The 6864-nt window shown below is 63.0% G+C and carries 8 protein-coding genes; 4 read left to right on the forward strand and 4 right to left on the reverse strand.

Features of this window, described 5'->3' with window-relative positions:
• Positions 1–201, forward strand: a 201-nt coding sequence (locus tag GSQ76_RS30870) for a hypothetical protein (RefSeq protein ID WP_216851018.1), incomplete at its 5' end; no start/stop codon positions are given.
• Between the two features lie 433 nt (positions 202–634).
• On the opposite strand, the gene GSQ76_RS11980 is transcribed toward GSQ76_RS30870, so the two are convergent.
• A complete protein-coding gene (locus tag GSQ76_RS11980; protein WP_254070371.1) occupies positions 635–1843 on the reverse strand; it encodes a DUF2252 family protein in 1209 nt (402 codons plus the stop codon).
• A gap of 560 nt (positions 1844–2403) precedes the next feature.
• The gene (locus GSQ76_RS11985) at positions 2404–3318 is read right to left on the reverse strand and encodes a manganese catalase family protein (RefSeq protein WP_158744148.1); all 915 of its coding nucleotides are present in this window, start codon (positions 3316–3318) and stop codon (positions 2404–2406) included.
• Between the two features lie 154 nt (positions 3319–3472).
• Between GSQ76_RS11985 and GSQ76_RS32630 the strand changes: the two genes are divergently transcribed.
• From GSQ76_RS32630 to GSQ76_RS12000, 3 genes are all read left to right on the forward strand, one after another.
• Entirely contained in the window at positions 3473–3586 is a 114-nt protein-coding gene (locus GSQ76_RS32630; protein WP_408836515.1) for a metal-sensing transcriptional repressor, read from the forward strand.
• 107 nt (positions 3587–3693) lie between these two features.
• Positions 3694–3945 carry a hypothetical protein gene (locus GSQ76_RS32635; RefSeq protein ID WP_174247334.1) on the forward strand — a complete coding sequence of 84 codons (252 nt, stop codon included), beginning with the start codon at positions 3694–3696 and terminating at the stop codon, positions 3943–3945.
• A gap of 47 nt (positions 3946–3992) precedes the next feature.
• Positions 3993–5009, forward strand: a complete 1017-nt coding sequence (locus tag GSQ76_RS12000; protein WP_158744150.1) for a zinc-binding alcohol dehydrogenase family protein — start codon at positions 3993–3995, stop codon at positions 5007–5009.
• Between the two features lie 119 nt (positions 5010–5128).
• On the opposite strand, the gene GSQ76_RS12005 is transcribed toward GSQ76_RS12000, so the two are convergent.
• Both GSQ76_RS12005 and GSQ76_RS12010 read right to left on the reverse strand, forming a co-directional pair.
• Positions 5129–6040 carry an ABC transporter ATP-binding protein gene (locus tag GSQ76_RS12005; RefSeq protein WP_158744151.1) on the reverse strand — a complete coding sequence of 304 codons (912 nt, stop codon included), beginning with the start codon at positions 6038–6040 and terminating at the stop codon, positions 5129–5131.
• The coding region (locus tag GSQ76_RS12010; RefSeq protein WP_158744152.1) for an ABC transporter ATP-binding protein at positions 6037–6864 on the reverse strand (828 nt) is incomplete at its 5' end. The genes GSQ76_RS12005 and GSQ76_RS12010, both read right to left, overlap by 4 nt.

Raw genomic sequence — 6864 nt, forward strand, 5'->3', positions numbered from 1 at the left:
CCGGGCCGCGGTGATGGAGCGGCGGATACGCGGCCTGCTGATGGCGCGCAGCGAGTCGGTGGCATGACGCATCTGGGCTTTATCGTCGCGTCCTACGCGCTGGCGATCCTGGTGCCGATCGGGTTTGCAGTGGGCGCGGCGCGGCGCCTGTCGCTCGCCCGGCGCCGCCTGGCCGCCATCGATCCCCGGGCCGCACGATGAGCCGCAAACGGCGCCGCGGAGACGGGGTTGGTGCGCCGGGTGTCCGAAAGCGGGGGAGCCGGTGGCGCATTTCCGCCTGCCGGACGGCAGCTTCCATGCGGGCGAAGTGCTAGCCAAGCATGATGAGACTTAAATGCCGAGAGATGTCGCCGACGCGCTAAAGAGGGCCGGCACCCCCTGCCGCCGCCGCCACGCTCGGGAATCGACGTCTCTCATAATGGCGATCCTCTGGCCTCCATGATTGGAGCTTGCAAACGCGGATCATGGCACGGCGGACGAAGGGGTAGCCTTGCGGGTGCCACTTTTAGTCGCGTGGTAATCGGCGGTCGCGGCTTGACCAGTGCCCCAGAAAGCTAGCGAACGCTCGAAGTCTTCCACACAAGACAATGTCTCTAACATGCGGCCGATACTTGGCCGCGTGCCCTCCAGGTTGCTAGGAATCGAGTGCAAGGACGTGACGGCGGCAGTGCTCGAGATATGCCGCCTCGTGGGCGGCTGCCAAGTCGACGGTTCCCGACCACAACCAGGATGGGGCATCCAACGTCTTCGAGCGGTTCCGCCGGAGCTCAATACACCAAGCTTGACGGTCGGCCTGCGACATCTGCCGCCCGTGGGCTCGACCGACCACGGCTCCTAGATATTCGGCGACCTGCATGGCCTCGTCTTTACTCAATACCTCGATCTCAAGCTTCAAGTCCTGCGGTAACAACTCCCTCATAAACAGTGCTTTGTTCATGAGTCGGAGCGGCAGCAGACGTTCGCCGAGATCTGGTGACAGCTGTTTGGCACCCTTCGCAACACGTTCTCCGTTGTCCTGCGGCATTTCGCTGCCATCACTGCTGGGGACATCTGCCGCCACCGCTTCTTTCAAATCTATTAGGCAATGGCGCAGAGCCTTACCCTTGCCGACAGCGACCAAGGCGGCAAAGCGAAGGCGCCCAAGCGAGCTGCACCCCTTCCGCCAGTATGCTGCATCCACCAGACGAACGGGCGCGTCGTTCTGCCTCGATCGAAGGGACGTGATCAGACGGCGGACATCCTCGCGGCCAAAGGCCTGTCCTAAGGCCTCCTTTTCACCCGGCGCAAGCGGCCAGAACCGGGTTCCGAGGGGTATCACTGGATCGACACCCTCGATCCGCTCGTCGGCCAAGTGCTTCCACGAGCGTCCAGCGGCCCGGCGCATAGCGAGCTTGACGGTTTCGGGATAGGCCGCCTTCACCTCATGCTCCGTGTTCTCTAGCGCGGCCCCATAGCCTTCGATGAGGCGCTCAAGCATGTGGACGGTCGTGACGCCGGGCAGGTCGGATCCGCGGGCCGCCATCGCCAATGATAAGCTTAAGCGCATCAGGTCGTGCGCCGGGTTGCCGATCACCGTCTGATCCAGGTCTCGGATGGCAATGTCCAGCGAGCCATCCTTTGCCGCGATCGGACCCAAATTGCCCACATGGCAGTCACCACAGATCCAAACGGGAGGACCGTCGGGTATTGCTGCCCTGGGCGTCTGATCGAGCCACTCGTAAAAGCGGACAGTGCTGCCGCGGACATACGCATGCGCAGAGTCAGCCATCTTGGCATTCCGGAGCGCCGTCAGACGAACTTGGCGGTCTTCTGGCGCGACGCCAGGCATCGGTTTGCGGCTCACGTGTTAAATCCCCATGGGTGCGCATGGATGGTGAACCCCTCCGCGTCGCCTGTGTCTGCCCGAAATATCTCTAGCCGGCGCACCATATCCCGCTGACCATCGGCAATGCGCCGCGCGATGCCACCGCTCCCCAGATCGAACCCCGTCAACGCCGTCTCCTGGTTGTTCGCACGATGTGGTCCAATTGCAGTGAAGCATCAGCGCTGTCAAAGGTCACTTCCCCGCTTTTGCAAGAATTCCGCCATTGCCGCCACCGGTACCCGACGCGTTGCCGGCGATGATGACCGCCATCAATGCGCCGATCGACACTCCGGCGTTCGGCCCCAACACGGTCGGAGATGGCCGACAGGACCTGGATGACCGTATTCCGGTTGCGCGGCTGCATGCGTGCCAAGGCGATCCGGTGCCGTTCACGGTGTCATGCAAATTCACGTCAGTGACGCCGACCACCCCACCCTGCTTGCGTAGTCTACCGGGCCGCCAGTCCACTACCGGATCCTGCATCGGTAAGCACCGCGACGATAATGGCCGGCGGCATCGTTGCCCCCGGCCAAGCGTTGTTAGCGAGACTTTTTGTAGAGCTTGCTGGCGATATCGAACATTTCTTCTGGCGCGTAGTTAGGCGCAAATGCACCATAGTTCCCCAGCAACTCCGGGATCTTTCCGCCTTCGGGATGTCCATCGACGACTTCCAGCTCTCCCGGCGGATCGCCCGGCAGCGCCTTTTCACCATTGCCCCATATGCCGGATGCCTCGCCGTAGTCGCCCGGGCTGAAGGTATACAGGCGACGGTGGCTGCCCTCGGCTAGGTATTTCTGGCACTCGGGAATGCGGTCCAGATTGATATTGGGCGTCGGCAGCATCTTCTCAATCTCGACGCCGGTCAGCTTCTTCAGTGCCAGCGCGTAAGCGTGGGCGTGAATGGAACCGCGGACCAGCAGGTAGCCGCAAACTTCGCGGCCGGTCGGCTCCTTCATCGTTTCGTAGACGCGCAGCTTGTGAATGCGTGCGCCGCATTCCAGGTGAAAGTTGTGCAGCAGGTCGATGATCACATTGCCCGTCGTCGTGACCATGTCGGTGTTCCACGACAGGCCATTGCTGTTGACCGGCGTGGCACCGCCACCATTGGAAAGGAATGCACCCGGCAGAGCCGTGTCCTGCATGGCGTTGAACGGCGCCTTGGAGACGTCGACATCCGGGGTTGGATCACCGGGACCGTTGTTCAGCATGGCGATACCTGTGCTGACTAGTTCCACGTGGCCAAGTTCCTCGGCAAAGATCGCTGAGACGAGGCTGTAGAACGGACGAAGCTTCGTCTTGTTGCGGAAGTTGAAGCTCTGGAACATGTAGTTGCCGAGGGTCGACATCTCACCGTATTTGCCCCCGAGCAATTCCTGGAGCGCGGCCGCGGCATTGGGATCCGGCTTCTTTGGTTCTGGTAGTGCGGCCTGCAGTTTATCAATTCTCATGAACATGGCAGAAACTCCTTAACGGTGACAGCGCTCTCAATACCGTCCGGGAGTAATACGGGGCGATGGAGTACGAGTTTCGCAGGGCAAGCTGTTTGTATCGCGATCCCCGGAGGAGCAATGTCCCTCGCCGAAGCGGCCGCGGCTAATCGGGTGTCGAGTGCGTGGCCTGATAGCGATGTTAGAGGCAGACCGCTATTGCTTGAACGAGGTGCAGCAAGCGAATGCTGTGACCTCGGTTATCCGAGCAGCGCTAAACCGTAGCATCAAATGATGGAACGGGTGCGCTCCCACGCGGGCAGCTGACCTGACAGAGTGTGGCATAATGCCGACCGGGCCACCGTCCCCGACGGCAATCGTATCCTACGGCATGATCTCGCAATGCTCCGCAGCCAGATATCGCGTGGTCAGCATCCGTTGCGTGACGTTCGGGAGACGTCACCTGATTTCGTTGAATTGCAATGTGCGGTCAAGCAGATGGAACAAGATGACGCCCTCCTACTTGCCGTCGATGAACTGCAGCGTCGCCTCAACAGCGCAACCTGGCGAACAATCGAGCCGCACATGGCCGGATGCGGGCATCGCGGTATCCTTAGTGATACTATGGGTGATTTATGGGCCTTCTTGCGTTAGCGACACCAAAGCGCCACGTCTCGTGACATCCGGAAGTGGAGATTTTCATGCGTGCAGTTGGATATCAGAACCCTGGCCCGATCAACAACCCGGCGTCTTTGGTCGACATAAGCCTGCCGCAGCCCCAGGCGAGCGGTCGCGACATCCTTGTCGCCGTGCATGCGGTGTCCGTGAATCCTGTCGACACGAAGGTGCGGAGCAGCGCGAAGCCCGAAGCCGGCGACTGGAAGGTGCTCGGCTGGGATGCGGCCGGAACGGTTGAGGCGGTCGGACCCGACGTGACGCTGTTTGCGCCGGGCGATGCGGTGTTCTACGCTGGTGCACTCGGCCGACCCGGCACCAATTCCGAGTTCCACCTGGTGGACGAACGCCTCGTTGGCCGTAAACCCACCTCCCTCTCCTGGGCGGAAGCTGCGGCTCTGCCGCTCACGGCGATTACCGCGTGGGAGGCGCTGTTCGAGCGTTTGCGTGTCTCCGAGCCGCGGCCTGGTGGCGCAGGCTCAATCCTGATCATTGGTGGTGCAGGCGGCGTCGGCTCGATCGCGACGCAACTGGCCCGCCAACTGACCGACCTCACCGTGATCACCACGGCCTCCCGGCCAGAGACGGCGGCATGGAGCCGCGACCTCGGTGCGCATCACGTGGTCGACCATTCCAAGCCTTTGGCGGCCGAGATCGCCAATCTAGGCGTGGGGGAACCGTTCTTCGTGTTCTCGACAACCGGCACCGAGGCGCATCTTGAGGAAATTGCTGAACTGATCGCGCCGCAGGGACGGTTCTCGCTGATCGATGACCCAAACCATCTGGATGTGAAGCCATTCAAACGTAAAAGCGTGTCAACCCACTGGGAATTCATGTTCACGCGGTCGATGTTCGGAACTCCGGACATCGCCGCGCAGGGCGGCCTGTTGAACGAGGTGGCGCGGCTCGTCGATGCCGGGAAACTCCGCACCACCTTGGGTGAGAGTTATGGGACGATCAATGCGGAAAATCTCCGGCGGGCGCATGTCCATCTCGAAAGCGGAAGGGCCAAGGGCAAAATCGTGTTGCAGGGGTTCGAGTGATCGGCGGGCGATGCCGAGCGGCGCCCCCACGGCCCGTGCGATGGCTGCGAGCCTGCGGCGATACTCGTAAGGGTCAAATCGCTGCGAGCTGATGCTCCCTTCACGACGAACGCGTGCTGCTACGCGAAATGGCAGGCCGCACTGTGGCCTTCGGCGACAGTTCGCAACGCCGGGTCCTCCGCGGCGCAGCGTGCCTCGGCCTGTGGACAACGGGTGCGGAAGCGGCATCCGGTGCCGGGCCGGGCAAGCTCCCCGCGAAGTGGCGGCGCGCCGCCATGTGTGGCGCCCGGGACCGAGGCGAGAAGGGCGCGCGTGTAGGGATGGCGCGGACCCTGCCACAGGCTGGCCTGGCCGGCACTTTCCACAATGCGGCCAAGATACATCACCAGCACCCGGTCGGCCATGTAGCGCACCACGCCCAAATCGTGCGAGATGAACAAATAGGCTAACCCAAAGTCCCGCTTCAGGTCCGCCAGCAGGTTTAGAATTCCCGCCTGGATCGATAGATCCAACGCGGAGACGGGCTCGTCACACACGAGCAATTCGGGCCGCAGAACCAGGGCCCGTGCAATGCCGATCCGCTGGCGCTGTCCGCCGCTGAATTCGTGTGGCAGGCGGTCCAGCGCAGTGCGCTCCAGCCCCACCCGGTCCAGCAACGTGGCAACAAGCGCGGACCGGTCTGCCACGCCATGCACCTTTAGCGGCGTCTGCAGCAGCGTGCGCACCGTTTGCCGCGGGTTCAAGGACGCGGACGGATCTTGGAACACCATCTGCATCCGTCGCCGGTGCGGCGCTAGCGCTCGGCCGTTCAGTGGCAGGATATCGGTTCCATCCAGCATCACTCGGCCGGAGGCGGCCGGGATCAGCCGTAGCACAGTTTTGCCGAGGCTGGACTTGCCGCAGCCGCTTTCGCCCACCAGGCCCACCGTCTCGCCAGCCGCCACCGTTAGATCGACACCGTCGACTGCAGCCACGATTTGCTTGCCGCTGCGGTATTCCGTTCGTAGCCCCTGAACGTCCAAGAGACTCATGCGCGGATACACGCGGCATCGTGCGATGGCGCCACCGCATGTAACTGCGGCACGGTGGCATCGCAATCTGCGATATGGCGGTTGCAGCGCGGTGCGAAGGGGCAACCCGGCGCGGTAATGGCGGATGCAACACTGCCGGGGATCTCCTTCAGCCGCGCCGTCGTATAATGCGCCTGCCCAACCGACGCCCCCAGCAGCCCGGCGGTGTAGGGATGCGCAGGGGTGCCGAGCACTTCGGCAGCGCCCCCCTGCTCCACGATCCGCCCCGCATACATCACCGCCACCTGGTCCGCCCAGTCCGCCACCACGCCGAGGTCGTGCGTGATCAGCAGCAGTCCCATGCCAAGCTGCTTCTGCAGGCGCCCCAACAATTCCAGGACCTGGGCCTGGATGGTCACGTCCAGCGCCGTCGTTGGCTCATCGGCGATCAGCAATTTCGGGTTGCAGGCGACCGCGATGGCGATCATCACGCGCTGCCGCATGCCGCCGGAAAACATATGCGGATAGGACGCGGCACGGGCCGCCGGGTCGGGGATGCCTACCAGGTCCAACAGTTCCAGCACGCGCGACCGGGTCTTGGCGCGCGACATCGGAATATGGCGGCGGATAGCCTCTGCCAGTTGGGAGCCCACGGTGCGCACCGGGTTGAGCGCGGTCATCGGCTCCTGCAGGATCAGGCCCATCGTCCGGCCGCGCATGTCGCGTAGTTTGGCCGGCGCTGTGCCGACCATTTCCTCCCCCAACAGGCGCACGCTACCACCCTGGATCGCTGCCCCTGGAGGCAGCAACTGCATCAGCGCGAAGGCGGTCATGCTCTTGCCGCA

The organism is Acidisphaera sp. L21, from assembly GCF_009765685.1.
Taxonomy (GTDB): domain Bacteria; phylum Pseudomonadota; class Alphaproteobacteria; order Acetobacterales; family Acetobacteraceae; genus LMUY01.

Bases quoted from the DNA above. Each gene is read 5' to 3' on its own strand.
- GSQ76_RS11985 (WP_158744148.1), bottom strand. From the start codon at position 3,318: ATGTTCATGAGAATTGATAAACTGCAGGCCGCACTACCAGAACCAAAG.
- GSQ76_RS32635 (WP_174247334.1), top strand. From the start codon at position 3,694: ATGCTCCGCAGCCAGATATCGCGTGGTCAGCATCCGTTGCGTGACGTT.
- GSQ76_RS12000 (WP_158744150.1), top strand. From the start codon at position 3,993: ATGCGTGCAGTTGGATATCAGAACCCTGGCCCGATCAACAACCCGGCG.
- GSQ76_RS12005 (WP_158744151.1), bottom strand. From the start codon at position 6,040: ATGAGTCTCTTGGACGTTCAGGGGCTACGAACGGAATACCGCAGCGGC.